The sequence below is a fragment of the Synechocystis sp. PCC 7509 genome (assembly GCF_000332075.2).
In the GTDB taxonomy this organism is placed as follows: Bacteria; Cyanobacteriota; Cyanobacteriia; order Cyanobacteriales; family Chroococcidiopsidaceae; genus Aliterella.
On record NZ_ALVU02000001.1, the window covers coordinates 225,043 to 251,342 of the forward strand.

The window sequence follows — 26,300 nt, forward strand, 5'->3', positions numbered from 1 at the left end:
AACTCTGAACTAATATCTTGCCTTGTTCGGTAGTGTTTTTGGTGCTAATCCATATAAATTATCTAAGCGCACTAAGGCTACTCCTGCGATCGCAGAACTTACAACCCAAGCTACTGCTAAACCAACTAATTCTCCTAAAAACAGCCGTGTAACTTGGCGCAAAACTCCACCTATACCCCAACCTAGAACTAAACCAATTGCCCAAGAAACTGCAACTATTGGTATCCATAGCAGCGCTTTTTCGCATCGCTGACGCAAAACTAACCATTGTCCAACTCCTAACAATGCGCCGACTTGTAAGCCATTTAATAAGCCAAAAATTACTCTCGCTTCTAAGTGCAAAGTCCGGGGAGCCATCCACCCAATTGCACCCAAGTTACTAGCACCAATTAAGCCCCAACTTACAATACTCATTAATGCCCACCAAGGAGCAATGTTTTTGCTGCGCTGCTCTAAAATCATTCCTTGGGCTAAACCAACGATCGCACCGCCAATAATACCTTCAGTAGCTTTAATATGGGGTCTAACATCAACCTCAATCAAACATAAGCTGATGGCAAAACTAGCCAAAGTAGCTAATATCCATTGCAGCCAAAAGCCACAGTCAGTTTTAAAATATTTAATCAACATAATTATTTCTTGGGTTTGGGAATAGAAAAAAGCGAACTAAACCCATTGCGGCGCTCTTGGGGAGATTCGGGAGTAATATAACCCCACAAACTTTCCCAATAAAAAAAGGATACTCCACTGTAACCGCGATCGCGCACCAATTGAACTTGTTGCTTAATTTGTTTGAGAGCTACGGGATTAGTTACCGATCCTGTTAATATCCCAATACCTACAGGGATTTTTTTTCGAGCCGTTTGTAAAGCAGTTTGTTGCAACTCGGCTAAAAAAGTCTTTTGATCGTTGCGGTAGATTTGACAGATTAATTCCTCTACTAACCCCCGATTTACCCAAGTTTGCCAATCTTGCAGAGTTGCTCTGTAAGCATACTCTTGAGGATTGGGAGACAAAGTAACTAAACACTTGGGTTTTACAGCTTTAACAGCTTTGTAAACTCGCTCCATGAAATTTGTGAGCTTATCTGCTCGCCAACGCAGCCATTGAGCGTCTTGGGGGTTGTTTGGGGGGTTTTTGCCTTGGTGTTCTTGTTGATATAGGTTAACGGTAAAGCGATCGTAGCCAAAGTCGCTAGGTAAACCAAAATGATCGTCAAATTGAATCCCCTCTACATCGTAGTTGGTGACAACTTCGACAATCATATTCAACATAAATTTCTGTACTTCTGGATGGAATGGATTAAGCCATACTCCTTTAGTTAGCATTGGATCAACTACTTTGGAATTGGTCGCTTTTTGTTGGTTGACATCTACAGAGATTTTGCTGGCATTGCGACGTGCGGTTAGCCAGTCAGGATGACGTTTAGCGATTTGAGAATTAGTTGGGGCCATAAAACCGTATTCAAACCAAGGAATAACTCGTAAACCTTGACGGTGTGCTTGTTTGACTATTTGCGCTAAAACATCTTGGTTGAACTTGAGAACTTGTAACGATAAATCGCGATCGCGTCCAGTTACTTTTTTGGTTACCGAACTCGGATAAAAAGTATTGCCCCGATTCCAAACTACAGGATAAATAGTATTAAATTTTAGTTTGGCTAGTTGACTTATGGCGCGATTTACACCCCAAGGAGTATATAAAACGCCGCTTGCAACATTGGTTAGCCATACACCGCGTAATTCTGTAGGTTTAGGGATAGCTTGAATAGGAGGAACTTGAGCGAAGTTAAAGGCGATCGCACTTAACAACCCTATTAAGCAAATAACCCATCTATAAATCCTTTTACTCAAAATATTTCTACGCTACTGCAAGCACCAGCTATGTTGACAAGTCTCCGTCTGGCAGAGTCTTCACGTATTCAAGCAAATCTACAGGCAAATCGGCGGTAGGATCGGGAAAAGTAAACTTTTTGATTTGTTCGTTTTGAGCAGTGTTTAAGAGCCTCAAGTAGTTGCCCTGCTTATCTACCCGAAATTCTAGCTGATATTTGCGGGACAAGTAAATTCGGTTTAACTCGTCAATTTTCATTTTCTGCTTGTAATAATCGGTCTACTTTACTTTCTATGCGGCTTAATCGACCTAAGATCGTTGGGCGATCGCTATCTAATGAAACAGTCAAATTAGCAATTCCCTCGGTTAGTTCTGCTAGTCGTAGCGTTGCAGTGCGAAGTTCTCCTCGTTCCTCTGCGGCCTCCTCTTGTAGATGCGTTAGTTCCCCAATGCGATCGGCTATTGCTTGTACTGACCTAGCATTTGACTCTACTAGCAACTCTAGGCGTTCTAGACGATCCGCTGGGGGATTAGTCATCAAAATTCACCTCTAAGTTCACTGCTAATACTTGCTCAATTCTGCGTAGTGTTTCCTCTGGTAATGCACCACGTATTTTTTCTGATTCAATGTCATACCAATAAACACGCGATATTTGAGCTAATCTACACAGTGTTTCTACAGAACGATTGTCCGCAACTCTTGCTTGTCGTATTCGCGCTCCTAGCCCCGGAGAAGATTTTTCCGTACTCCGCTTTACTTTCATTTCGTTGCTCTTACAATCTCTATGTTATTTGTAAGATGTTAGCTAACACTTGTCAATCATTATTTTTATCTTTCCCCTTGTTGACTTAACTTGAGACAGAGGAACGCTATCAAACAATTTTTTACAATTATTAATATATAAACAATTACTGTCAGTAATTGACATTAATTTCTTAAAAAATCCTAAAATAAATTAACAAGTCTGTAAATATACTTATGCCCACTCGGTTTAGTGCCTCTCAGTGCGTGGAAATTGTAGTTCCACAGCCTGTAGCAATTCATCATTATTTACGTCAGCCTCAACGATTGGTTTCAACACTTGTCGATCCAAGTCGGCTAGAAGTATTGGGACAAGATTGTTATCGGCTAAAAATGCGCCCCCTCAGTTTTATGATGCTGAGTATCCAACCAACGGTAGACCTCAAAGTTTGGGCAACAGCAAATGGAACTATTCACTTACAGTCTGTAGGTTGCGAGATTAGAGGCGTTGAGTATATTAACCAGCGCTTTAAGTTGGACTTGGTGGGCTATTTATCGCCAGAGCAAATTAACGGCGAAACGCGGCTAAAAGGTAAGGCAGATTTGAAAGTAGAAGTAGAATTGCCTATACCTTTGTCAATGATGCCTGGAGCGTTAATAGAAGCAACGGGTAATGGTTTGCTTAAAAGTGTTTTATTAACAATTAAGCAACGATTGTTACATCAACTTTTAGCGGACTATCATAATTGGGTAAACGCCCAAACCGGAACGCCTCAAACGCCACTTTTGCCGCCAAATGCTGCCACTTCTACTTGACACGGACGAAAAGACATTCGATGCAAGGGTGATGCTCCGTATTGTTGGAGCGCTTGCAGATGACGGGCTGTACCGTAACCTTTATTTGCTTCTAGACCGTACAGGGGATACTTTTTAGCCAAACGAATTATTAAGTCGTCCCGCCAGACTTTAGCAACAATACTAGCGCAGGCGATCGCTAAAGACTTTTCGTCTCCTTTAACTAAGGTTTGTTGGGGAATTATTAAGTCTTTAATAGCATGATTACCGTCAACTAAACACAATTGCGGCTTTACTTTGAGCTTAAGGATCGCTCGTTTCATAGCTAGTAACGATGCTTGTAAAATATTAATTTGGTCGATTTCACGACTAGAAGCAAAGCCAATACCCCAACTTGTTGCACCGTTGCAAATTTTTTTGGCTAATTCTTCTCGGCGGTAAGCAGACAACTGTTTGCTATCTCTAATTTGTGCTTCTACAAGTTGCGATAAAGCAGAACCAGGTAAAATTACGGCGGCGGCTACCACTGGGCCAAATAAAGCACCTCTACCTACTTCATCTACTCCAGCAACTTCTAGTACACCTTCGCAAATTGCTGTGTCAAACTCTAAACCTATAAATGCTCGTTTCATAATTTTAATAAAATAGCTGTTAGCCCTTAAGTAACAGCTATTTATACTTTTTAGCTATTCTGTAGCTGAAGAACGGCGGCGGCGGCGACGAGGTGGTTCTTCTACAGGTTCGGGTTCAGCAATTTCGCTAACAACCTCCACTAGGTTATTTTCCACTGGAGTTTCTTCTATCGCGCTAATTGGGGCAATTTCTGGAGCAATAGTTACGGGTTCTAAGCTGGGTGCAATGGGTAAAACTAACTGCTCGCCCCGATCGCTATCGGATTCGATTGCGTCTAATGGTGCTACAAAAGTATCTGTTGCCTCTATAGTTTCCACCGCCGCAGATTTTCCCGCAAGTCCTGGTAACGTAACGTTGACGATCGCACTTTTGGGGTTTTTGACTTGGCGATTTAATAGCACTAAGGGCGACACTCCCATCAACGCATACACATCTTGCTGTTCTGGGGTCATTTCTACCGTCACAATTTCCGGCGGGGTGACGATAGGTTTGATTGGCTCTGGTTTTACAGGCTTGGTGCGCTCTGCTCTTTCAATCCAACTAACTTTATTGGTGCTAGATGTTGCGTCAATGTTGCTCTGGGCTTCTTCTTGCTCATCAACGTCTATTTCTGGTTCTAGTTCATTGACCAAATTTAAACTATTTTCTTGGGCTTCTGCAGCTTCTATCCGGCTATGGCGACGGCGGCGAGTACGGCGATCGCTTTCCTCGTCTTCTTGGTAGCTAGAACGATCACTAATACTCACTACGGGATTACGATCGCTATTGTTAAAGGCTTCAGCGATATCTGAATAAGTTTCTCGCGTTTCTGGTAGTTTAGGGGTGGGCGTGCGAAACTCCCTAGTTGCCGGAATGACAACGGGCGATCGCTCTGGTACTTCAGCTAAAGATATTCTTTCTCTAGTCGGAGTTGCGGCTACTTCTTTTTCCCGATAGTCGCCTTCACCTGGTAAGTGTTCTATATGTCCCAATCCGCCACAAGTTGGGCAGGTGCTACCAAACAATTCATAGATGTTTTGCCCTTGGCGCTTGCGGGTAAGTTCGACTAAACCTAATTCTGATAACTGGGCTATTTGTGGTCTAGCTTTATCAGCTTTAAGAGCTTTATTAAAGTGTTCTAAGACTTGGAGTTGGTCTTTTTGAGAGTCCATGTCAATAAAATCAACAATAATTACTCCCGCTATATTCCGCATCCGCAGTTGTCTAGCTATTTCTGTTGCTGCTTCGCAATTTGTCCATAATACAGTTTCTCTAGCGGTAGCCGATCGCGTAAACGAGCCAGAATTGACATCAACTACTGTCAAAGCTTCGGTAGGTTCAATAATTACATAACCCCCCGAAGGCAAGTCAACTCGTGGTTTTAGCGCTTCTTTAATCGCGGCATTGATGCGGAAGTATTCGAGTATTGATGTGCGATCGCGGTGATGATCGATCAGCAACCCTTGGGGAACACTCCCACCACTCCAATTAACCAAAGCCTGCTTGACTCGTTTTAAGCCTAAATTTGAATCTACTACAATCCGGTTGACATCTGCGCCGTACATATCCCTTAATACGCGCTGAATAAAATCATCGTCGCGTTTGAGTAAAGCGGGCGCTCGTGTCGATTGTGCTTCTTGTTGTATTGACTCCCATTGCTTTAGCAACATTTCTAAGTCTTCAATAATTGCTTCTTCGGGCTTTCCCTCAGCTTCGGTACGCACTAGCATACCCATTCCCGACGGTTTAATGAGGATTGCTAAAGCTCTCAAGCGATTGCGTTCGTTTTCGGTTCTAATTCTCCGTGATAAGTTTACGCCACGATTAAAGGGCATTAATACTACATAACGACCGGGCATAGTAATATTACCCGTAAGCCTAGGTCCTTTATTTCCCGTTGGCTCTTTCATTACTTGGACTAACACTTTTTGCTGGGGAGCTAGTAATTCTGTAATGGCTCCAGATGTGCGCTTGAGTCGCAACGGGCCTAAATCGGTAACGTGAATAAATCCATTGCGCTCCGAATCGCCAATATTGACAAAAGCAGCATCTATCCCAGGTAATACGTTTTCTACTACTCCTAAGTAAACATCACTTATTTGGTGATGCCCAGTAGCTACTACAAGTTCTTGAATTTGATCTTCGCTAAAAACCGCAGCTATGTGGTGCTGTTCGGCGATAATAATTTGTTTTGGCATTCAATTTCCTCGAATTTAGCAGCAATGATTCATGGCTTTGAAGATTGGTTTCTCGCTTTCACAAGCCTGAATATTAATGCTGCTGATAATTGCAATTGGAATCTAACTAGGGTTTGGTTCAATGGCAAAAAGCATAGCAATGCTAATTACCTTGATGGAGGCTTATTGCACAACAGTTGCTTACCATAGTAAACAACGGGCAGCAAGCATTTGTAATTAATCTTTATGCAGTATCCTGACTTTTAAGAGTCAGCAATACAATCTTCAAGACTTTTGAAAAGTCAACCGCACTCAATAGCGATCGCCGAGCTATTCAAAAGCAACAAATAATCGAGAATTTTCAGTTCGCTTTAACTTTTATGCAAAAGAGTTTTTAGAACTGTTCTGCAATTATCTTTGCTTCCGCCCCGATCGCTCCCGATGAGCTACAGCAGACAATTGAGAGCTAAAAATTGCTATTGATACTAATTTTAGCCTAAGCAGGACAAAAATCAATTAACAAAGGATATTTTTCCTAATCTTCGATTAGTAGGCGATCGCGGTGGATATGCAGTAAGTTAAATTCTTGCCTTGCTACTTGCTCTAGCATAAATATTACTTGTTCTGGTTTTAGTTGCGTACCGTCATTTTGACAAACCCCGGTGTAGCGTAAAACTACTTCGTCGAAAGTTGTGGAAACTACAGCTAGATCGATTAAACGACTGCGTAAATTGATTGACTGAGGTTTCCCGGATTTGGTAGTGTGTTCAAGCATAATAGAATCAGTAGCTTTAATTGCTTCTATCCATTGCTGCCATTGACTTTCGTTTGTATTTGTTACTGTTAGCAAATACTCTGCTTGAGTTAGTAGTTTTGCTGAAGATGGCGCTTTTAAATCAACTTCGGCTACTTTGTAGATTGGTAAATTCGCTGGCAACTGTTGGCTAAGTTTTTGTTGAAACTCCTCTAAATCCACCGTTTGAGTAAGTTCAAAATCGATAATTTCGCCATTGCTAGTTACTCCTAATGGTAGAGCCATAGCGATCGCCATGCGGGGGCTAGGATGAAAGCCACCACTAAAAGAGATTGGCAAAGCTGCGCGTCGCAGTACGCGATCGAATAAACGCAGCAAATCTAGGTGACTAATTAAAGCCAAGTCTCCCAACTTGCCAAACCACACCCGCACCCGTTGCAATCTATCGGTATTGGGGACAAAATCCCCGGCAAATTTGGGAATAGGTAGAGCATCTATAACTACATTGTGACCAAAATCTACGCTACAAACGCCGCAATGGGAACATTCATCAAAAGAGCAATCGGGTACAATAGCGGCGGCTAAGGCTTTTTCTAAGTCTGCTTTTAGCCATTCCTTGCTAATTCCAGTATTGATATGATCCCAAGGTAAACGCCGATCGTCATTAGTTTGAGGTGTCGCCGCATCTTCTTCTTTTTGGCGATATTTCCATCCTAAACCTGATTCGGCGATCGCTCTTTCCCAAGCCCCAAAAGCTTGATCGACGCTCTCAAACCAAGCATCCATTCCCGCGCCCAATTCCCAAGCACGACGAATCACCGGCGCAAGGCGGCGATCGCCTCTCCCGACAAAATCCTCCATCGCCGATATGCGCACGTCGGTAAAATTTGCCTTCAAATTTCTAATAGAGCGAAATTCTTGTCTTAGCAACCATTTTTTGCGTTCAAACTCCGCATCTGTAACGCAATGCCATTGAAACGGCGTATGGGGTTTGGGCGTAAAGTTAGAAATTGTCAAATTAATGCTTAAAGCCTTTCTACCGTCCCCAGAGCGGCGCTGCGATGATGATTTATCGTTCCCTGGTACTTCTTTTCTTTCTATATTTCGACATTCGCGTTGCAACCACCGCACCGTCTCCGCAATGCCTAATACATCTTCCTCAGTTTCGCCGGGTAAACCGATCATAAAATACAGCTTAATTTTGTCCCAGCCTTGCTCTACCGCCGTTTTTACTCCCCGGAGCAATTCTTCGTTAGTTAAACCTTTATTGACTACATCCCGCAGCCTTTGAGTACCAGCTTCTGGCGCAAAAGTTAGCCCACCCAGCCTTGTACCGCCTAAAATATTAGCAATATTTTCATCAAACCTATCTACTCTTTGACTAGGTAGAGACAGGGAAATGTTTTCATTTTTGAGGCGATTTTTTATTTCTACCCCAACGGCGGGTAAAGCTAAATAATCCGAGCAACTGAGCGATAGTAAGGAAAATTCGTTGTAGCCCGTCGCTCTCATTCCTTCTTCTATCGATTCTATTACTTCCTCTGGTTCTACATCCCTCGCCGGACGGGTGAGCATTCCAGGTTGACAGAAACGACAACCGCGAGTACAACCGCGTCTAATTTCTACTGTGAGGCGATCGTGTACCGTTTCTACGTATGGTACTAAACCAATCGAATAAGCAGGCATGGGAGTAGCTACACGGCGCAAAATCCTAATTGGGACATCGGGGCGCAGGGGATGTACCGAGCCATCTTCAGCCATTTCATAAAATTGCGGCACGTATACGCCGGGTACTTGTGCTAGTTCAAGGAGTAATTCAACTCTACTTAAACTAGCCAACTTACCTTGTTCTAAAACTAAGCCAATTTCCGGTAGTAATTCTTCCCCATCACCTAAAGCAATAAAATCAAAAAAATCTGCGTAGGGTTCGGGGTTTGAAGTTGCAGTTTGTCCACCTGCAAAGATTAGCGGGTAATCGCTTTGTTGTCTTTCTTGCCACGTCAGGGGTATTCCTGCTAAATCCAACATCTCTAGAATGTTGGTTGCGCCTAGTTCGTAGCTTAGACTAAAGCCTAAAATGTCAAACTCTTTTAAAAAAGCCTTGGACTCTACTGCAAATAAAGGTGTGTGAGTTTCGCGCAGCTTTGCTGATAAATCGGACGCGGGGAGATAGGCGCGATCGCACAGTTGGCGCGGTTGAGCATTTAAAATGCTGTACAGGATAATATGCCCTAAGTTGGACGCTCCAACTTCGTACACTTCTGGGTATGTCAATACCCATCGCACTGTAGCTGTATCCCAGTCTTTATGGACTGACCCCAACTCATTACCTAAATAACGAGCAGGTTTGAGAATTCCATCGGTTAATAATTCTTTAACTGCAACCACTTTGCTAATTTCAGCTATTTAGCTTTACCTTAGCATTAGTTAATTTATGAACACGCTTTTTCAAAGGCAGTAGTATTTTCAAATATTTCAAATACTCTGTCTAACTGTGTCAATTCAAAGATAATCCGAATAGATGGCGAAACACCGCACAAGCTAAAACGCGATCCTAAAGTCTGAGCTAGTCTAAGACTTGAAACTAATGCCATCAACCCAGCGCTATCTAATGATTCTACTTCTTTTAAATTTACTAGAACATTAGATTTTTGATTTTGGGCGATCGCTCTTGCCATTTCTTGCTGAAAATCTACTGAGTTCGAGGCATTTATAGCACCATAAGGGCAGATAACTGTAATTTCTGGATAGGCGATTGTGGTTGACATTGTGGTTTAAATTTATAAGTTACTATTTGCTTCGATTAGTTTTATTTCAACAAAACCAATCGGTTTTTATATCGACCAGTCGGCGGAGTTTTTACTTTCAACTTACTGATACAGTTTACCCATCTTTACAAAAGTTAAAAGTGTAGTATTATACAAAAATCTTTGAATATGTCTGAAGGTGAGTAAAAAACTACTAAACTCTGGGATGATAGACTTCAACGCTTTAAATTACTGAGTTCAAATCTATCTTTAGGGGTAGACTTGCCAGCAAAGTTAAGTTGTATATGATACATTCTATTTCTTTTAAAAAATATATTATTTTTAGCAAAAATTGATTGATTTGTTACTTATATATCTACGGGTAACGAGCAGGTTATATAGTTAAGTAAACTTTTAATATTAGTTATTAGTTAACAAGCTTTTGCAATTATATAAGCATAACTAGCCTCTGAACTCTAAGATAATCTAACTCTTTTATAAAAAAGTTTCGACAACAACATAAAGTGCGAAGGGGAGCAAATTGTTTGCATTTTTGATAGCAGTTGTAGATTTTAAATATATTTAGTAATCAAAGGAGTATTGACTCATAACTTACTGTCCTCAGAGCGCTGCAAACTTGTTGGGTTATTGACAAAAGATACAAGACAGGAGCGGATTTTAAGTCTGTCTATAGATAGATGTTGTAGAGATATTTTTGATTTGACTCAAAATCAATCAAACGTGTGACAAGAACCCAAACCTTGTTTTTATAGGTTATCTAGCAAGGCATAAATTATGTTATGGTGCTTGGACTGGCTAGTAGCCGTCAGCTATGACCCGTCAGCCTTTGAAGAAACGAAGTAAGCTTTAACTGATGCTTATTTATACCTAAAAGCTCGTAGTTTTTTATAGTAATTTGTTGCTAAATCGCCATGCAGTTCGCTAAACGCTTAGAAAAAATACCTCCCTATCTATTTGCTGAAATAGACCGCAAACGCGACGAAATGGTTTCCAAGGGAGTAGATATTATTAATATGGGAGTAGGAGATCCAGATAAGCCTACTCCACAACCAATTGTCCAAGCAATGCACGAGGCGATTGATGACTCGTTCACGCATAACTATCCGCCTTATCAAGGCACAAAAGAGTTTAGAGAAGCGGTAGTACAATGGATGGAACGACGGTTTGGGGTTACAGGACTAGATCCAAATACTGAAGTTGTATCATCTATTGGTTCTAAAGAAGCCATCCACAATACATTTTTAGCTTTTGTAGAATCTGGAGATTATACATTAATACCCGATCCTGGTTATCCGGTGTATCGCACTTCAACAATTTTTGCTGGTGGCGAGTATTATCGGATGCCATTATTACCAGAAGCTAACTTTTTACCAGATTTAGCGGCGATTCCTGAAGAAATAGCCCGTAAAGCTAAGTTGTTGTGGATTAATTACCCAAATAATCCTACCGGGGGATTGGCGACACTAGAATTTTTTGAGGAGTTAGTAGCTTATTGCAAAAAATACGACATTTTACTGTGTCACGATCACGCCTACTCAGAGATGGCTTACGATGGCTACAAGCCGCCTAGCGTCTTGCAAGTACCGGGAGCGAAGGATATAGCAATTGAGTTTCATAGCTTGTCTAAATCCTACAATATGACGGGCTGGCGAGTGGGGTTTGTGGTGGGTTCCAGTCACGGAATTAAGGGATTAGGACAAGTAAAGACAAATGTAGATTCGGGGGTATTTAAAGCCGTACAAAAAGCTGCGATCGCTGCCTATTCTACTACAGAAGCGCAATTGCAGGCGGTAATGTCGGTTTACCAAAAACGGCGCGATATTATTGTTCAAGGTTTGCAGAGTTTAGGCTGGGATATTGAAGCGCCTAAAGCAACTTTGTATGTATGGGCGAAAGTTCCTCAAGGTTATAATTCGACGGAGTTTGTAACGTTGTTATTGGATAAGTGCGGGATTATTGTCCCCCCTGGTAACGGTTACGGCGAATCGGGTGAAGGATTTTTTCGGATTGCGCTTACCGTTGCTGATGAGCGGATGCACGAGGCGATTAAACGGATGAAGGATGCGGGGATTCGTTACTCGTAAGTAGGTGTTTGGTGGGGTAGGGGCGCAATGCATTGCGCCCCTACGTTGTGCATCCCATTAAAAAGGGGGAGAATATATATTTTTTTGTTTAATCGGCAATGGTATTGTTTTGAAGTTCGCTCTTTTGTGCTTGCCAAAGCTGCTGTACAAAATAGTTTAGCTGTTGACGAGCATAATTATTTGACTGTAATGGCGGCGTTGAGGTAAAGATATTAGCTAAAAAGGGTAAAATTTCTGTATCTAGGGCAGGACGAAAAGAAGCTAAAGACCAGAGTAAATCGACCGTTGAGCGCAAGTCTAACACTGATGGCTCGATATCTGTGACCGATACCAATAGCATTGGACGCACCCAACACATTTGACGCGATTCTACAACTTGGATGACTTCGGCGTACAAACAAGTAGCAAGATGTTCTAAACAAACAATTTGTAGGGGTTGAAAATTATTTTTATAGTTCATCTTTAAATCTTCCTGGTAGTGACAGGTTTGGGTCACTTGCTCTATTCTAGATTTTTCTGCCTTTAGTTACGGTGCGATCGCCCTTTCCACATTGATAAGCTATAAAATAGGTTAATGAGTGTTGAGCCACAGCTTGACAACTATTTAGTTGTAATTAAGTAACAAAAGAGTAGAAAACTGTGTCTGTTGAAACCATCCAAAAGCCTTCGACTATCCGTAAAATAGCACCCCGGTATCGCGTTTTATTGCATAACGACGACTTTAATAGCATGGAATTTGTGGTAAAAGTCTTGATGGAAACCGTAAGCAGCATTACCCAGCCTCAAGCCGTCAGTATTATGATGGAAGCTCATAGTAATGGTATTGCTTTAGTAATTACTTGCGCTCAAGAACACGCGGAGTTTTACTGTGAAACTATGAATAATCACGGTTTACAAAGCACTATTGAGCCAGATGAGTAAAAGTTGAAGGAATTTAACTTTATTGCGATCGCACTTTACCCAGCCCCTGCAAGGTTGGGTATATTTGTTCTAGGGTTACTGCTGCTATGGTTGCCTTTTGCTTTACCTATCTATGCTTATGTAGGCGATCGCAATTTAGCTAGTATCTTGACAATAGTGTTATTGTATGCTGAATTTATTTTACTACTGAAACTGTGGGGAAAATACGTTTACCAGCAACCGCAAATATGGCGTTATTACGGGTTAGTCGGTAGTAAGGCGAATGGGAGAGAATTGTTAGTAGGGTTGGGAATTGGCTTAATAACGGTTTTGAGCTTATTTAGTTTAGAAGGATTGTTAGGTTGGTTACAGTGGCAGCAAGGGATACAGGCAAAAATAGTTGTTGAGGGGTTAGTAGTTGCGATCGCAACGGGTTTTGCGGAAGAATTGTTATTTCGCGGTTGGCTATTAGATGAATTACAGCGCGATTACGCAAAAGCGGCAATTTGGATAAATGCTTTACTATTTGCCTCTTTGCACTTTATTAAACCACTATCAGAAATGCTCCGAACAGCGCCGCAATTTCCCGGTTTATTAATACTGGGATTAACGCTAGTTTTGGCAAAACGCCGTTGCAACTCCCGCCTGGGTTTATCGATTGGCATTCATGGCGGTTTAATTTGGGGCTACTATATTATCAATGTTGGTCAATTGATTAAGTATTCTGGGCAAGTTCCCGACTGGGTTACAGGCGTTAATCAAAACCCTTTAGCGGGATTAGTGGGGATAGGATTTTTAAGTATTATGGCTTGGGTAATGAGCAGGTAGCACACTTCACCATCAATGCTACATCTGCTTCAGTTAATCTTCGTCGCTCAACAATAGCAACTCGTCAAGAGAATCTGGATAGTCGCCTTGCTCAACCATTTTGGTAAAGGCTTTATAGCAATCGTTTTTATCTCCGGCTTTGCGGGGGTAGCCTAGCCAAAGAATGAAGATTGCTTTTTGATTTGGCAAAGCACGAAAGAAAAGGCGGTAGCGCTCAGGCAGTCCCATTTTTTTGACTCGCCCGTACTTCTTGAGTGGACCAGATAAAGCAAAATATTCAGCGAAAGGATCTTCAGGAATTCTTTCTTTGATGGCAACCATAATTGCTGTATAAAGTTTTACTACACTGTGACTCAAGTAGTCTTCAGGAGGCAAAGTCTGTTTCAGGCGGCGAACTTCTGCTTGTAAATCACGGCGCTGTTTGCCAAATAGCCGTTTAATGAAGTAAATCTGCCACCCATTACGAATCAAGTACCACTCCTGCAATCAATTCGTCATCTTCAGATGCCATATCTTCTGTGTAACTTTCCAATTCCTCAGAATTTTGTAAAGCCTTATTCATTAGCAAATCTAGAAACAGCGAGAGCATAAGTTCATCTTTTTCTTGCTTAAGCTTACGCAGAGCAGAGGCATTAGCATCTTCAAAAGCTTCTAGGCGATTAATATCCTCAAGACTAACTATTACTGCTACTGGCTTTCCATGTTGCTCAAGCATTATTCGCTCTTGACCATAACCTACACGCTCGACTAAGTCCGACAGATTATCACGAGCTTCATTAAGATTAGTTCTAATCATGCGATCGCTTTTTGTTTTTCCAATAGGGCGCGACGTTTGCGGGGTAAATCTTCCTTTGCAAAGCAATCTTTGCGAATGTACAAATTGTGTAATTTACCTGTTTCTCATGTATATCATGGATCTAAGAATTTCGCCTATATATCCTTCTTCTGTCACTTTCCAAAATAAGACTTGGGGTGAAAGAGTTGGAGCTATTGCTTTCTGAAGGATTCAGAAATGACCAGAGTTTTCTGAGTCTGACGGAAGAGGGCTAGTTATTTTTTATTTAAGCGACAGTACCGACTAAACAAGCGCCTGTAAGATTGACTCCTGCTAAATTAGTTCCTTCCAACTCCGCACATAATAAATTAGCTCCGGTTAAATTTGCCCCGGATAAATTAGCATTGCGTAAATCGGCTTCTTCTAAATTGGCTTCCTGCAACAATGCTCCTTGCAAATCAGCCTGACTAAGGTTTGCTCCTTGTAAATTTGCCCCACTCAGGTTGACTCCGCGCAAATCTGCGCCCCGCAAGTCTACACCTTGCAAATTGACACTCATTAAATTAGCACCACTTAAAAAAGCACCAGCAAAAGAGGTTTGTGTTAATTTCGCCCCCATCAGATTCGCCCCTCTTAAGTTGCTACCGCGCAAATCTGCGCCGCTTAAGTCTGCTTGCATCAAATTTGCCCCTAACAAATTTGCTCTTAAGTCAGAACCTAAAAGCTGACTTCCCAGTAAATTTGCTCCGTCTAAACGCGCTCTTTCTAGTTTTGAACCAGAAAAATTGACCCCAACTAAATTAGCACCAGCTAGATTGATTCCCGTAAGATCCAAATTAGAAAAATCTTCATCTTCTAAATTAGCTCCTGGTAAATGTACAATTTTTCCTTTACGGATGGCTTCAATATCCACTGCTTATCACTCTCTTATCGTTAATATTTGGCACATCCGTACCTTGAGCATCAATTAACCACATTCCGGCGCTAATTTTAGGTAGAGCAACAGGTAAATTCATACCTTGTTGTAGTCCCATTACTAATAGTTCTAAAGTATCTACTAGCTTTGGCTCCCAATGTTCTCCTTGCTTGGCTCTAAACTCTGCTAATACTTGCATTAGTACCGAATCGCCGCTATGGTGGGATGCTTGTAGTTGAGTTACGCGCTTTTGAAAGGCGGTAACTAAACCTAAAATCCTTGATTCTAGGGGTATCTCCTCCCCGGCAAAACCTCCCGGTTGTCCTAAACCATTCCACAATTCGTTTTGATGAGTGATAATACGAGCGATCGCACTCATTCGAGGCATAACCCGTAATATCTGCGCGGCGGGCATTAAAGGACAACTAGGCGCTTCTCCATACTCAACACTCACCGTACAAGGTGCAACCCTGTGTAGCAATCCAGCAAGACGCAAGCGTTTTAACTGCCATGCTGGTAAATCCATCATTTGTCCAACCGTTTCAGCTAAAGCGGCGACTTCGGCGGCGGCCATTTGGTTAGTAGTATCGGCATTATCTATTAGTTGCGCTAAACGCAAAAATGCCTGAAGTTCGTTAGAAACTAAGTTGTTATCTAGGGCTTTGTGATGCTCTTCTGGGTTGCCTTCTAGTTCGCTGGCGTGCAAATAATCGACGACACGGGAAACAATCGAGCCTAAGTCGTCGGGTTCAGTATTTGGAGTAGCAGCAACTATTTCTTTTACTTGGTTAGTTAGTTTCTGGGCGAGTTCTGGGTTGTAGGTTTGGATGTGGGCGATCGCAATTTCCACCGTTTCTTGCACTAATACAGGCTCAAACGTCCAAAATCCGTAAAATTTCCGTTCTAAGTCGGTTTTTGGTTTTCCGGCTGCTCCGTAGTCTGCCTCTGATAGTTCTTGACACAGTACCATTGCTGTATAGCTAGAACCCAAAATCATTAAGTGCCATTCTTGCGCTACGGGGTCTCTTGGTTCTAATCCTAATACATCTACATTCGGCAATTGGCTTGTGGGATGTTCGGTAAATCCCGCGTCAGGAGCCGCCATTATTGCCACTTGCCGAGATTTTTGGGCTAATTCGTTGTATCTATCCGCTTCTTGGAGATACCATTTACCCCGTTGAAAGGCGGTAACTACCAAGGGAGGAGAGCTACAGCTTAAAATACAGTCTTCTAAGGCGTGACAGAGAGCAACTAGGGTATTTTTGTAGTAAACCCCAAAATTCAGGGGTCTTTTTTCAGCGTGGGCTGCTGCTAACAATTGTAAAATCGAACCTTGTAACATATTAGGAATTTATTAAACTAACCGCCGAGAACAAAAAAACTATTTATGATGCTGTAACTAACTGTTTATCATTGGCTATGGGAGCGCTGAGAGCTTCTTCTAGCTCAGATTTTCCTAGTTTTTCCTCTAGTATATTCATAACTTCGCGCCCGAAGTCATTGGGGTTTTGCCGCCATGCTTGCAAGCAAACTTCACCAAAAAAAGATCCTAATGGTTCGGGATTCCACAAGAGTTTTTTGGCTGTCCAAGGCATTAAGCTCATAGGATCGTAACCTGGCTCAAGTACACCTTTTTTAAGGGCATAGTCTTCTAGGTGAGTATGAGGTTGCAATCCAATAAAGAATATAGCTGGCTCTACTTTATCCGCACCAAAGATTTTTTCTAATTCTCGGTGGTAGGCGATGGTTTGGCGGATGGTTTCGGGGCGTTCGTCAATGACGTTGAAGGAATAATTGACGGAGACTAAATCGTTGAAACCTGCGGTTTTAAGGTCGCGGCAATTTTCTAAAACTGTCCGCAAATTGTAACCCATTCGCATTTTACGGACTAACTCTTGAGAACCGCTAGTTATGCCGATTTCAAAGTAATTCATCCCGGTTTTAGCCATCAAGTCGCATAGCTCAGGGGTTAAGTTGTCGGCGCGAATATAAGCCGCCCAATGAATATCTTTCATCCCGGAATCGATAATTTTTTGCAGCAACTCTACCGCATCATCCATATAGCGTTTAGCGGGGATAAATTGCGCGTCGGTAAACCAAAAATTGCGAATGCCGCGATCGTATAATTGCCGCATCTCAGCTACCACTTCATCGGCGGGATTGATGCGTACTTGTTTGCCTTCTACTACGGTATAAACGCAGTAACAGCAGTTGTGAGGACATCCACGTTTAGTTTGTACGCCGATATAAAAGTCTGACGATTGCAAGTAGTATTGAAATTCTGTCCAAATGCTTTCTATATAGTCGTAATTACAGGCGGTTTTTTCAATTGGGGTGGGTTGTTCGTGAATTAGGCGATCGCGTGGTTTTTCTTCTCCCACTACATAACACCGTTCGCTCTTTAAGTCTTCCCCTTTAATTAGCTTTTCTAACAGTGTCTCTCCTTCACCCACCGAGACAATCGTTCCCTTGGGCAACTTATTACCCAACTGTTCGTAAAATACACTAACTGCACCCCCACCAACTACCACACGAGCATCTTTGTGATACTTTCGAGCGCGTTTTAATCCTCTTGAAATTAATCCTTGATTGCGCCACAGTTCTGTATAGTAAGAAGCGGCTAATCTTAATCCCCCAAAAGCTCCCCGTAGCTTAATTAATGGATTGCTGGCATAGTAAAATTCAAAAGCATTTTGTAAAGGATTTCCGCCTCGCCCCCCTACTGGTGCGTAAATTTGAATGTCTCGCCAAGAAAATACTAATAATGTGGGCTGAAACTCGTCTACACACTCATCTAGAGCCGTATTAAAATCTAAGGGCGGTACAACCCCCAAGTCAAAAATACGCTGACGGGCTTCGGGAAATTGCTTGTGTACGCCATCAGCTAAATAGACAACCCCAATGGGAAAAATAGGATTGCACGGAAGGCGAACGTAGAGAATACGGTTTTCCATTATGGTTTTTTAACTTCTATCTAGTCCTAAGTTCCATCTGTAACCAGCAATACACTCTTTTTTAACCAGATTGCTTTTTTGCCCAATTCTCTGCTGGTTTCCAGATTTTATTTATACTTTTATTTTTGTAAGCTAAGGAAAATGCTCCTTAACTTACCAGGTTTTATGAAGTTTATTCATATAACTTTACGATAACACCTACTTTACTTAGCTGAGGGAGGATTTTGGGTGAATTTTTCTAAGAATTTGCCAGAAAACAAATTTTTCTTTCACCGCTTAACACCGAGTCTTTAATTAGTCAATTATCTATTGCTGAATTTGCGAAAGCTTAATGTAGTATTTACATTCTGTCTCTCTATCTTAAGAAGTAGATCGTTAAAAAATAGTTAGATGGTAGTGGAGGTTACAACAGGTGGGGATCGCCAGTGTTAGCGTTAAAAGGTAGTTTTAGGAAGTGGCGTAAAAGCTCATTAGCAGTTATGGCTCAAATAATCGATCCCATACCATCGGATGAATCTAACCGTATTGTCTGCTGCTACGTGAATGCTACTAGCAAAATTCAAATAGCTCGTAGTTCTAACACAGGAAATTGGTATTTTGAGCGGGTAGTTTTTCCCGGACAACGGCTAGTATTTGAAGCGCCATCCCAAGCAGTGTTAGAGATTCATACAGGGATGATGGCAAGTTCGATTTTGTCAGATAATATTCCGTGCGATCGCTTGGCAATGGATGAAGAAAGTAGCAGTGCTTTTATGAAGCAATTAGACGCGCAAGCCGCAGAAGCCGCAAATGAAAGTTTGACCGCAGCCGTTTCTTAAAAACTTCCAAACATGAGAAAATCCCATAAATTGTTTGCGGGTAGCTAAATTTAGTTACCCGTTCGGTGCTTTTTTAAAATCTGCTTTTAAGAAAAGATAATTTACAAAACTGAAAAGTGAGGTAACGTAGCTATTAGAATACACCGCGCTTAGATTTTAATTGGGTTACTAGGGTTGAATTTACCTTCGTTTATTTGGTTGTGGAAAATAGCCGCCTGGTCAATGGGTTTTTCTGTCCTAGCTTATTTACTACTAGCGGTGACAGGGGTTTGGATGTTTGGAACTAGAACCAAATCTAAAACTCAACCAAGTTGGTTAAAGTTTTTGCATTATGTACTGGGTGCTAGTTTAGTTGGTTTAGTATTACTATTGCTGGCGATCGGAATTGTTGGTACTTTAGGACATTTTGGCTCTTTAGGTCATTCATCCCACTATGTAGCGGGTTTAGTAGTGGTTGGGCTAGTTTTACTTTCAGGTGCAAGCGCAACATTAATTCATGTCAAACCTTGGGCGTGGGGAGTTCACATTGGGACAAATATTACTTTATTTGCTGGATTAGTTTGGGTATCGTGGACGGGTTGGAGCGTTGTACAGAAATATTTACCTTAAATTTGGAGTTGGTTTAATCCAAAATTCCAGTCAAATCTAGAACAAATTCCGGTAATACATCTTCCCCTGACAAGCTAGACGGCGACTTTAACACCTCTACATTTTGTCCTAAGCGATAAATTTCTACTTGCTGATTATGCGGATCGATTAGCCAACCTAAACGCACCCCACAATCAAGATATTCTTGCATTTTTTGTTGTAGAAGTCGCAAACTATCGGTTGCAGAGCGCAACTCTACAGCAAAGTCAGGAGACATGGGCATAAATTTCGCTGGATCTGGGTTTAATGCTTCTAAGCGCTCTCGGCTTATCCAGGAGGCATCAGGAGAGCGATTTGCACCATTAGGGAGTTTGTAGCCGGTGGAAGAATCAAAAGCTATTCCTGTTCCATCAATATCTGTCCAATTAAATAATTGCTGGTTTAGTCTCCCGTTACGGTTTCCGCTTCCCCATCCTGTCGGTGGCATAATTATTAATTCTCCCTGTGCTGTGCGCTCAATTCGCAAATCTTGATTGTGCTGACACAGTTGGAAAAACTGCTCGTCGGTTAGCTCAATTGTGGGACTTAAGTTGAGGATTAGGGCGGTCATATTATGGTGAAGTGCGATCGCATTACTCGTAAAGTAGCACCAAAGTTTGCTTTGCTAGGGGCGCATATCCGCAAAATTACAATTGGCGCAAAGATAATTACAAATATAGTAATTAGTTGTTTCTAAATGGGAACACTAAAATCGAACATTGCTGAAAGTTGCATTACATTATGAGTATGACCACTACAAAACTTCAATCCGCTCTGCGAAGTCTGCCCGAAAATGCACCAGAAGCAATTGTTGATAGTCTTTTTGCGACTCACTTACTGAGAGAATTAGGATTTCAGCCTGAAGAAATTCACCCACAATATAATACTGGTCGTAAACCCGTCGATTATGCTGCCAGAAAGACTATTGGAGATGATGTTTTTATACATACTAAATCTAATCCATACTTACTTGTAGAGTTGAAAGGTAGAGACATAAATTTATGTAATGACACTGTACAATATCACAAAACAGTTAATCAATTAAAAGGATATTTACTTGACTCCAATTGCAATAATTCACAGTGGGGCATTATTACTAATTCTTGTCACATTCAACTATTTAGAAAGCACGGAAAGGTAATTTTCCCAGCAACTCAGTGTATTGCACTTAATGAGGCAAATATTGATGAAGTTATTGCCTCAATTCACAAAAAGATCGACAAGCCAGCTAAAGCATTAACAATAGCAGTTTATAACAATAAAGGAGGGGTAGGCAAAACAACTACAACAGTGAATCTAGCTGGAATTTTAGCTTTTTTAGGCAAGAAAGTTTTAACTGTTGATTTTGATCCAAATCAGCAAGATTTGACAAATTCTCTCGGTCTGCCCTTGAGTCCTGATAATTTTTACAAAGCTCTTATTGAGAGAGATATAGAACTTCAAGATGTTATACATCCGTATATTTTCAAAAAAGGAAATTTGGAGCTTAGATTTGATGTAATTCCAGCAGATAAGAGGTTAGCTGAAGAAACTGAGGATAAGTTACGCAATCATTTGAAGCTAAATACTCTTTATCGCAAGTTAGAATCTTTAAGGCAAGAGTATGATTATATTTTGATAGATTCGCCTCCAAACTGGCGAGTATTTAGCCAGTTAGCTTTATATGCGGCTGATGCCATTCTTATTCCTACAAAGCACAACAATCTTTTCTCTCTAGAAAATGCAGCTACAGCAATCAAAAAATTTATTCCTGAAGTACAAGCTGCAAAGCTTGATGGCAGTCCTATCGCACTACCAATCTTTTTCAATGGCGAAAAGATTACACCCCCTCAGTTAGCAGTTGCTCAACAGGAACTTATCAACATCATCAAAACTGCTAAAAGGGAGAAGGAAAAATTTAATTTACTACCTTATTTTTATCCTAAATACACAGATGCGAGGAAAGATTTGCATATTCATCAAGTACCAAGTTATGCCAACATAGCAAGTTCAGCTTTCGCTCGTATTCCTGCGGTATATCGAGATAGGACTGCTCATGAGTATTACAAAAATTTAGCTAAGGAGTATTTTTTACAATGAATAATCTCAGCGATATTGGGAATCTAATGCACATATATTTAGATGATATTAGTCCTGGAGAAAAGACTGATGCTCCTGAGTTTTTGATTAAAGCGTCTGCACGTTTGCTCAAAGAAAAAGGCGATCGCAATTGGATTCCCTTACTTGTCAAAGAAACAGGCAAAGATAAATACGAAGTGATTGCCAACTCTTTTATTTATGCAGTTGCTAAAGAAGCTGGCTTAGATAGGGTTTGGTGTATCATTGCTGATAATAGTGATGATACGGCGGAAGTTACTCAAGTTCTCGCCCAGGAAAAAACCCCAAAAATTAATCTTTCTACCGCCTCTAGAGAGGAAATTGTCGCAGCATTGCAATACTTAATTGAGCAACCTGGAAGCGCCCTTAAGACAGTTAAACTTGCTGTTGCAGCCAACCGAATTGATGAAGCTCCCCGTCAATATTGGCAAAATTTCGATCCAATTATAAAAATGAAGTGCGGAATTACTAAAGGGGCAAAACTTGAAGCTTTAAAGCAGGTGTTTTATGTAAAACCTGAACCAGTACCAGAAAAACCGCCCAAAGTAGATGTTGATAAAAAAATGTCAGATAAAACCAACGATGGAGGCAGTTTTAAAACAATGACAGTAGCTGAACTTAAGAAAATAGCAAAAGCAAGAGGAATGACTATCCCTAGTAAGATAAAAAAAGATGAGCTTATTGCAGCATTGAGTTAAATCATCAAATTTAATGCGATCGCAAATTGACTAGAGAATAAATTATGAGTGAAACATTACCCTCTCATCCCTGTCCAATTTGCTCAAATCCTGTCCCTCACTGGAATACCCGCTTGCAGTTTGTCAAGATTGCGATCGCAAAGTCTGTAATGCTGAAGGTCAAAAGTTAGTTTTCTTCAACCAGTCAATCAGTGGTGGTTTTGGGGCGATTGTAGCAGATACTAAAGCCGATTACCTCAGCCATATTTGTTACATCGAAGGCAAAAAATGCTGGGCGGATGAGGCTCGATTTGGTGGGATTGTCATTCAAATTTCTACAGTGCGATCGCCTTTAAGATGAGAGTAAGAGCAGTTCTGTTACGGTGAAGTGCGATCGCTCTGATTATGACTTTCATGCTAAAGTTTTGCTGCTAACAAGGCTGTCAGGTTTAAGCTATTCAAAATACTTGACTTAATTGGGCGCTTTTCATCCCAAAAAATTAGCGAAGAATAAAAATCTATTACTAATGGAGAGGTCAAAAGGTCAAAAGTTTGGTGAGCAATTTTCTCATCATCAAAACTAAGAAAGTAAACAGTATCATCAAAAATTGCAGGCTTATCATCAAGCAAACCAATTAATCTAAACTCTAATTTTTTATAAAGTCCACAAATTCCAATTTTCCAAGTAGTAAAAGTATAATTACCAACACCAAATATAGAAAACTTAGGATTGTTTTTGTATATCTTGCTTTTTCTGTTGTCTAAGTAATTTGCGTGAGATTCTAAATATTTCCAGGTTTTAGGGGCTAAATCTTTGATACATTCCGTTGATTCACCCACAAATCTTTGCGTAACCAAAACATATTTATCTGGATTATTAGTTCTATTTTGAGCAACGTCAGAGCCTTTAATTAAAGGAAAAAGATAATTTCCTTCAATATCAACAGATTCTCCTAGTCCATTTGTAATAGTATTGTCAAGCTGCTTGCGAAACTCCATCACATTTGAGCAATCGTGTTTGATGCCAGACCTCCATTTTATCCCGTTACTCAGAGTGTGAAACTTTTTGAGGTTTTCAAAAGTAGCTATATCTTTAATCAGAACATTGTTTTTATAACTTATTTTGTAATGTTCTGAACTCGCTAAAGCACTAAATACATTACAAAAATAATTCTTTGAACTTGCATCAAACTTGCAAAATAACAAACAGGCTTCAACGTCGGCATCAAAATATTTTTTGGTTTCTATCTTGTAAGTTGCACATTCAGCAATATTAAGATTATTAGAATATAAATAAGTCAAGATTTTTCTGGAAACTGAAGTTTTACAAAGCATCGCTAAGTAAGCATCGCGTCCTTGCAACCATTGGACAACCTGAATCAGCATCCACTCTGATATATCAAAGTTGCTTTTACCTGTAATTGCATCCAAGCCGCTATGGTTTTGAAAGTTAGTTTTTTTTGGTAAATTTTTTCCGCCAATATTTCCTTGTTGTGAGTTTGTTACCCAAGGAAAATTACCCAGTATCAAAACTCTACCGTTTAATCGATTTATATGCGATAACCAATCAAATTGAAAAAAATCCGCATGATGAAGCTCAATTTTTCTGTACAACAATTGTCTCTTTGTTAGAACTTCTTGTAGATAATATTGATTTATTTCAACTCCAATAATTTTATCTACCAACGGAAACAGACAGGAGGAAGCTTTAATAAAATTACCTACCCCACAAGTTGGCTCAACGATGACATTAGGATTAACCCCAATTTCTATTAACTGCTGACATATCTTCTCTGCAAGTTCTAAGGGTGTTTGAAAATCTCCATATTCTAATTTTGTATGGGTATTATGAATCATGGTTGAGCCTTGTAAATAGCATTTATGCCTTCTTGTTTTCCAGCATATTCAATAACTCTGCTGTACTGAAGTCGCCATTGCAAAGCATTAGAGATAGCTAAAAATCCTTGTACAGGAGTTTTTTGAAGGATTGCATCAGCAATGTTAGATGCTTCAATTTCATCAACAGGCAGATTTCGGTCTAGTATAAAAGCAATCAAATCATCTTTATTCCCGTCATTTTCTAAGATGCTGCGAATTCCACGAGTCATTTGAAAATCAGCAGTTTTTTCTGCACTTACATAAATTGTATGTAAAATCTTCAAATTTGCTGTTCGATTCGTGCTGTCATCCCTCTTATCGTAAACAAAAATAATTAACCCATACCCAAGACCAAAAATCTTTTGTCGCCCAGATTTAAAAGGACATGAGGACTGCGGTTGCTTAATACTTGTTACTTTAATGTCAATAAGTAGTCCTGGAAAGTCAATGCCACTTGCGGAGTTTCCTTCTATAAAATCATACCGATTTTTGAGATATAGCCTAAATTTTTGTTCTAAATACGTTCCCACAGCTTTCCCATCAGTAACACCGTATAATAAGGGTTCTGGGTGTACAGACTCGGTTGCTGAAAATATTGAAGCTTCAGCGCAAAGGGTTTCTATAGTCAAAATTGTCATGGTTGCAGCAAATCTTATTGGCAAGTTTCATATTTTAGAGCAATAACTATGTATTAACTATGGCAATAAGCCTTCATTTACAGACAGAAACAAGCAAAATTGCGATCGCCTAAACTAAAGAATTTGCTAAATTAACAAAAATTTATCCTCAAAAAGGTTGAAATGGTACATTTTCCCAGCAAATCGCCAACGTTGGACGACTTTTTGCAATTACCGGAAACAAAGCCAGCCAGCGAGTATATTGATAATCAAATTATCCAAAAACCCGTGCCTCAAGGAAAAAATAGCGCAATTAGGGGCGAATTAGTATCCTGTATTAATCAAACTGTAAAATCTCAAGGCATTGCTAGAGCTTTTTTAGAGTTGCGTTGTACATTTGGTGGTAGGTCAACTGTTCCCGATGTATCAGTATTTGTGTGGGATAGAATACCGCGCGACGAAAATAACGAAGTTGCTAACGTTTTTCCCCTAGCACCAGATTGGACGATTGAGATTCTCTCCCCAGACCAAAGCCAAACTAAAGTTACTAAAAATATTTTGCACTGTCTCAAATACAACACTCAATTGGGTTGGCTAATAGATCCATTGGAGCAATCTGTGTTTGTATACGCGCCCAATCAGCAACTGGAAGTATTTGAAAACTCAGAAGATAAGCTACCTGTACCATCTTTTGCCAACGAATTAAGTCTAACTGTAGAGCGCTTATTTGCTTGGTTGCGCGAGTAACGCAGAGATAGGTACTTTAATAAACTTTTTCACTAAATTTCTTTTTTATTTTACCTAAAGTTTAAGTCTTTGGAAGATTTATTGAAGGAAAAAACTGTTATCTCCTCTTTTTGTAGGATGTTTGGGCATTCATTCCTAGCTAAGATACTTTTCAAATGTATTTTTTCTAAAAAAATGAGCAAAGATAATAAAAGCAAAGCTGCAAACAAAGATAGCAAAAATGAAGCTACAAGCAAAAGTAATAAAAGCAAAGCTGCAAACAAAGATAGCAAAAGTGAAGTACAAGATAAAGATAAATCTTCCAAAACCTTTGATATAGCAGGTGTTCGCCCTCTCGACCCTAACAACCTAGAGATTGTGGGAATGCTTGATATAGACGGCGATCGCCCAATTACCGCCGGGGAAGTACAAGCAAAATCATCTTTTTACGAAGATGGCGAACGTCCGATTGGTGCTAGTAATCTTGATTATGAGCATACTTTACACGAAGACGGAAACCGCCCCATTGATTCTAGTCACCTTGAAATAGCTTCAACCTATAATGAAGATGGCGATCGCCCCATTGGTAAAAGTGACTTTCAAATCGAAAGCACTTTAGAAGAAGATGGTAGTCGTCCTATCGCTACAAATCGACCACCAGAGCAACAAATTATCACCGACTATATAGACTAAGTAGTTAGTATTAAAATAATTTTTTGTCC

At 40.5% G+C, this 26,300-nt stretch carries 29 protein-coding genes; 11 read left to right on the forward strand and 18 right to left on the reverse strand.

Annotated elements, in window-relative coordinates:
* Positions 1-9: 9 nt before the first annotated feature.
* Genes SYN7509_RS0201180 through SYN7509_RS0201200 form a run of 5 tightly spaced genes read right to left on the reverse strand, consistent with a single transcriptional unit; the run spans position 10 to position 2,597 of the window.
* Entirely contained in the window at positions 10-630 is a 621-nt protein-coding gene (locus SYN7509_RS0201180; RefSeq protein WP_009633768.1) for a hypothetical protein, read from the reverse strand.
* A 2-nt stretch (positions 631-632) separates the two neighbouring features.
* Positions 633-1,853, reverse strand: coding sequence for a glycoside hydrolase family 10-like protein (locus SYN7509_RS0201185; protein WP_071994136.1), 1,221 nt, complete (start codon positions 1,851-1,853; stop codon positions 633-635).
* A gap of 28 nt (positions 1,854-1,881) precedes the next feature.
* Positions 1,882-2,091 carry a hypothetical protein gene (locus SYN7509_RS0201190; RefSeq protein ID WP_009633770.1) on the reverse strand — a complete coding sequence of 70 codons (210 nt, stop codon included), beginning with the start codon at positions 2,089-2,091 and terminating at the stop codon, positions 1,882-1,884.
* A complete protein-coding gene (locus SYN7509_RS0201195) occupies positions 2,081-2,371 on the reverse strand; it encodes a hypothetical protein (RefSeq protein ID WP_009633771.1) in 291 nt (96 codons plus the stop codon). The genes SYN7509_RS0201190 and SYN7509_RS0201195 overlap by 11 nt, the downstream gene beginning before the upstream one ends.
* The gene (locus tag SYN7509_RS0201200; protein ID WP_009633772.1) at positions 2,364-2,597 is read right to left on the reverse strand and encodes a helix-turn-helix domain-containing protein; all 234 of its coding nucleotides are present in this window, start codon (positions 2,595-2,597) and stop codon (positions 2,364-2,366) included. The genes SYN7509_RS0201195 and SYN7509_RS0201200 overlap by 8 nt, the downstream gene beginning before the upstream one ends.
* Positions 2,598-2,812: 215 nt before the next feature.
* Here SYN7509_RS0201200 and SYN7509_RS24835 point away from each other — a divergent pair, with 215 nt between their 5' ends.
* On the forward strand, positions 2,813-3,391 hold the full coding sequence (locus SYN7509_RS24835; protein WP_009633773.1) for a DUF1997 domain-containing protein: 579 nt from the start codon (positions 2,813-2,815) through the stop codon (positions 3,389-3,391).
* Here the strand turns inward: SYN7509_RS24835 and SYN7509_RS0201210 are convergent.
* From SYN7509_RS0201210 to SYN7509_RS0201225, 4 genes are all read right to left on the reverse strand, one after another.
* On the reverse strand, positions 3,349-4,002 hold the full coding sequence (locus SYN7509_RS0201210; protein WP_009633774.1) for a ribonuclease HII: 654 nt from the start codon (positions 4,000-4,002) through the stop codon (positions 3,349-3,351). The genes SYN7509_RS24835 and SYN7509_RS0201210 overlap by 43 nt on opposite strands.
* A 54-nt stretch (positions 4,003-4,056) precedes the next feature.
* On the reverse strand, positions 4,057-6,180 hold the full coding sequence (locus SYN7509_RS0201215) for a ribonuclease E (RefSeq protein ID WP_009633775.1): 2,124 nt from the start codon (positions 6,178-6,180) through the stop codon (positions 4,057-4,059).
* Between the two features lie 514 nt (positions 6,181-6,694).
* A complete protein-coding gene (locus SYN7509_RS0201220) occupies positions 6,695-9,301 on the reverse strand; it encodes a TIGR03960 family B12-binding radical SAM protein (protein ID WP_009633776.1) in 2,607 nt (868 codons plus the stop codon).
* 44 nt (positions 9,302-9,345) lie between these two features.
* A complete protein-coding gene (locus SYN7509_RS0201225) occupies positions 9,346-9,681 on the reverse strand; it encodes an STAS domain-containing protein (RefSeq protein ID WP_009633777.1) in 336 nt (111 codons plus the stop codon).
* A 911-nt stretch (positions 9,682-10,592) separates the two neighbouring features.
* Here SYN7509_RS0201225 and SYN7509_RS0201230 point away from each other — a divergent pair.
* Complete coding sequence (locus SYN7509_RS0201230) at positions 10,593-11,765, forward strand: pyridoxal phosphate-dependent aminotransferase (protein WP_009633778.1); 1,173 nt, start codon at positions 10,593-10,595, stop codon at positions 11,763-11,765.
* An 88-nt stretch (positions 11,766-11,853) separates the two neighbouring features.
* Here SYN7509_RS0201230 and SYN7509_RS0201235 read toward each other — a convergent pair whose 3' ends face one another.
* Positions 11,854-12,225, reverse strand: coding sequence for a hypothetical protein (locus SYN7509_RS0201235; protein WP_009633779.1), 372 nt, complete (start codon positions 12,223-12,225; stop codon positions 11,854-11,856).
* Positions 12,226-12,404: 179 nt separating this feature from the next.
* Between SYN7509_RS0201235 and clpS the strand changes: the two genes are divergently transcribed.
* The gene (gene clpS, locus SYN7509_RS0201240; RefSeq protein WP_009633780.1) at positions 12,405-12,686 is read left to right on the forward strand and encodes an ATP-dependent Clp protease adapter ClpS; all 282 of its coding nucleotides are present in this window, start codon (positions 12,405-12,407) and stop codon (positions 12,684-12,686) included.
* Positions 12,687-12,689: 3 nt separating this feature from the next.
* Complete coding sequence (locus tag SYN7509_RS0201245) at positions 12,690-13,493, forward strand: CPBP family intramembrane glutamic endopeptidase (protein ID WP_009633781.1); 804 nt, start codon at positions 12,690-12,692, stop codon at positions 13,491-13,493.
* Positions 13,494-13,526: 33 nt separating this feature from the next.
* On the opposite strand, the gene SYN7509_RS0201250 is transcribed toward SYN7509_RS0201245, so the two are convergent.
* The 5 genes from SYN7509_RS0201250 to SYN7509_RS0201280 form a co-directional block, all read right to left on the reverse strand.
* Positions 13,527-13,964, reverse strand: coding sequence for a type II toxin-antitoxin system YhaV family toxin (locus tag SYN7509_RS0201250; RefSeq protein WP_009633782.1), 438 nt, complete (start codon positions 13,962-13,964; stop codon positions 13,527-13,529).
* Positions 13,954-14,289 (reverse strand): type II toxin-antitoxin system Phd/YefM family antitoxin, encoded by a 336-nt coding sequence (locus SYN7509_RS28090; protein ID WP_009633783.1) that lies wholly within the window; start codon positions 14,287-14,289, stop codon positions 13,954-13,956. Before SYN7509_RS28090 ends, SYN7509_RS0201250 begins: the two co-directional genes overlap by 11 nt.
* 265 nt (positions 14,290-14,554) lie before the next feature.
* Positions 14,555-15,181 carry a pentapeptide repeat-containing protein gene (locus tag SYN7509_RS0201270; RefSeq protein ID WP_009633784.1) on the reverse strand — a complete coding sequence of 209 codons (627 nt, stop codon included), beginning with the start codon at positions 15,179-15,181 and terminating at the stop codon, positions 14,555-14,557.
* Positions 15,171-16,526: a DICT sensory domain-containing protein gene (locus SYN7509_RS0201275; protein ID WP_009633785.1), complete on the reverse strand. Its 1,356-nt coding sequence runs from the start codon at positions 16,524-16,526 to the stop codon at positions 15,171-15,173. The genes SYN7509_RS0201270 and SYN7509_RS0201275 overlap by 11 nt, the downstream gene beginning before the upstream one ends.
* A 43-nt stretch (positions 16,527-16,569) precedes the next feature.
* Positions 16,570-18,138 carry a photosystem II high light acclimation radical SAM protein gene (locus tag SYN7509_RS0201280; protein ID WP_009633786.1) on the reverse strand — a complete coding sequence of 523 codons (1,569 nt, stop codon included), beginning with the start codon at positions 18,136-18,138 and terminating at the stop codon, positions 16,570-16,572.
* A 479-nt stretch (positions 18,139-18,617) separates the two neighbouring features.
* On the opposite strand from SYN7509_RS0201280, the gene SYN7509_RS24845 reads away from it, so the two are divergent.
* Positions 18,618-18,956: a DUF1830 domain-containing protein gene (locus tag SYN7509_RS24845; protein WP_009633787.1), complete on the forward strand. Its 339-nt coding sequence runs from the start codon at positions 18,618-18,620 to the stop codon at positions 18,954-18,956.
* Positions 18,957-19,130: 174 nt separating this feature from the next.
* Complete coding sequence (locus SYN7509_RS0201290; RefSeq protein WP_071994137.1) at positions 19,131-19,565, forward strand: DUF4079 domain-containing protein; 435 nt, start codon at positions 19,131-19,133, stop codon at positions 19,563-19,565.
* A 13-nt stretch (positions 19,566-19,578) separates the two neighbouring features.
* Here the strand turns inward: SYN7509_RS0201290 and SYN7509_RS0201295 are convergent, their stop codons facing one another.
* Positions 19,579-20,154: a Uma2 family endonuclease gene (locus SYN7509_RS0201295; protein WP_009633789.1), complete on the reverse strand. Its 576-nt coding sequence runs from the start codon at positions 20,152-20,154 to the stop codon at positions 19,579-19,581.
* 170 nt (positions 20,155-20,324) lie between these two features.
* Here SYN7509_RS0201295 and SYN7509_RS0201305 point away from each other — a divergent pair, with 170 nt between their 5' ends.
* The 3 genes from SYN7509_RS0201305 (at position 20,325) to SYN7509_RS24850 (ending at position 22,718) form a co-directional block, all read left to right on the forward strand.
* Positions 20,325-21,662 carry an AAA family ATPase gene (locus tag SYN7509_RS0201305; protein WP_009633790.1) on the forward strand — a complete coding sequence of 446 codons (1,338 nt, stop codon included), beginning with the start codon at positions 20,325-20,327 and terminating at the stop codon, positions 21,660-21,662.
* Positions 21,659-22,378, forward strand: coding sequence for a Rho termination factor N-terminal domain-containing protein (locus SYN7509_RS0201310; RefSeq protein WP_009633791.1), 720 nt, complete (start codon positions 21,659-21,661; stop codon positions 22,376-22,378). The genes SYN7509_RS0201305 and SYN7509_RS0201310 overlap by 4 nt, the downstream gene beginning before the upstream one ends.
* A 79-nt stretch (positions 22,379-22,457) precedes the next feature.
* Complete coding sequence (locus SYN7509_RS24850; RefSeq protein WP_227501459.1) at positions 22,458-22,718, forward strand: hypothetical protein; 261 nt, start codon at positions 22,458-22,460, stop codon at positions 22,716-22,718.
* 56 nt (positions 22,719-22,774) lie between these two features.
* Here SYN7509_RS24850 and SYN7509_RS0201320 read toward each other — a convergent pair whose 3' ends face one another.
* Both SYN7509_RS0201320 and SYN7509_RS0201325 read right to left on the reverse strand, forming a co-directional pair.
* Entirely contained in the window at positions 22,775-24,214 is a 1,440-nt protein-coding gene (locus SYN7509_RS0201320; protein WP_009633792.1) for a class I SAM-dependent methyltransferase, read from the reverse strand.
* Positions 24,211-24,873 (reverse strand): type II restriction-modification system restriction endonuclease, encoded by a 663-nt coding sequence (locus tag SYN7509_RS0201325; RefSeq protein WP_009633793.1) that lies wholly within the window; start codon positions 24,871-24,873, stop codon positions 24,211-24,213. The genes SYN7509_RS0201320 and SYN7509_RS0201325 overlap by 4 nt, the downstream gene beginning before the upstream one ends.
* A 162-nt stretch (positions 24,874-25,035) precedes the next feature.
* Between SYN7509_RS0201325 and SYN7509_RS0201330 the strand changes: the two genes are divergently transcribed.
* Entirely contained in the window at positions 25,036-25,599 is a 564-nt protein-coding gene (locus SYN7509_RS0201330; RefSeq protein WP_009633794.1) for a Uma2 family endonuclease, read from the forward strand.
* Positions 25,600-25,773: 174 nt separating this feature from the next.
* On the forward strand, positions 25,774-26,271 hold the full coding sequence (locus SYN7509_RS0201335) for a hypothetical protein (RefSeq protein ID WP_009633795.1): 498 nt from the start codon (positions 25,774-25,776) through the stop codon (positions 26,269-26,271).
* Positions 26,272-26,300: the final 29 nt, after the last annotated feature.